The sequence below is a fragment of the Stutzerimonas stutzeri genome, assembly GCF_024448935.1.
GTDB lineage: Bacteria > Pseudomonadota > Gammaproteobacteria > Pseudomonadales > Pseudomonadaceae > Stutzerimonas > Stutzerimonas stutzeri_AO.
This window is the reverse complement of the sequence record NZ_JAMOIE010000251.1, coordinates 1-880: the sequence shown is the minus strand read 5'-3', so window position 1 is coordinate 880 and position 880 is coordinate 1. Positions and strand designations below refer to the sequence as shown.

General features: G+C 64.5%; 2 protein-coding genes. Both read left to right on the top strand.

Going from position 1 to position 880, the window contains the following annotated elements; all coding sequences use genetic code 11:
- The coding region (gene tnpB, locus NA637_RS25185) for an IS66 family insertion sequence element accessory protein TnpB (protein WP_256075370.1) at positions 1–350 on the top strand (350 nt) is incomplete at its 5' end.
- Positions 351–413: 63 nt separating this feature from the next.
- On the top strand, positions 414–880 hold a 467-nt coding region (locus NA637_RS25180; RefSeq protein ID WP_256075369.1), incomplete at its 3' end, for an IS66 family transposase zinc-finger binding domain-containing protein.

The window sequence follows — 880 nt, the reverse complement described above, 5'->3', positions numbered from 1 at the left end:
GGGATGGCCTGATGCTGATACCGGCCCAGGTGTGGCTGGTGGTCGAGCCGGTCGATATGCGCCTGGGGATCGACGGGCTTTCGGCGCACATCCAGCAGGCGCTCGGGCGCCCGCCCTGCGATGGCACGGCCTATGCGTTTCGTAATCGGCGCGGCTCGCGGCTCAAGCTGTTGCAGTGGGACGGCACCGGTGTGTGGCTGAGTCAACGGCGCCTGCATCAAGGCCATTTCCGCTGGCCCAGCGCCGACGACAGGCTGTTCACCTTGACTCAGGCGCAGTGGCAATGGCTGATCGCCGGCGTCGATTGGCAACGCCTCGAGGCGCGTCCGATGGGGCATTGGAAAGTGTGAAAAATAACGCCTGAAAGCCAGTATTTACGGGCCTTTCAGGCGGATTTTCGGTAGAATTAGCGCATGCTTTTAACCGCCGAACTCGCCGCCCTGAACCTCGATCCTGCCCAGCAGGAAGGCGTCGTTGCCGCCGTCCTACCGCTACACGCCGAGGCCGAAAAGCTGCGCGCCCAAGCCAAGCGCGATGCCCTGAAGATTCAGGCACTGACCCTTGAACTGGCGCACCTGCGGCGCATTCGTTTCGGCGTCAAAAACGAAGCCCTGTCGCCGGAGCAGTGCGATCTGTTCCGTGAGACGGCTGACGCCGACTGCGCCGCCATCGAGGCCGAAGTCGAGCAACAGGTGCCGCAGCTGCGCACCCAGCGCCCGCGCGCCGGTCGCCAGCCCTTGCCGGAACACCTGCCGCGCATCGAACACCGTCACGAACCCGAGACCTGCACCTGCGGCCAGTGTGGCGGCGAGCTGGTCAAGATCGGCGAAGACATCAGCGAGCAGCTCGACGTTACACCGGCCAAGTTCTTCGTGCACCG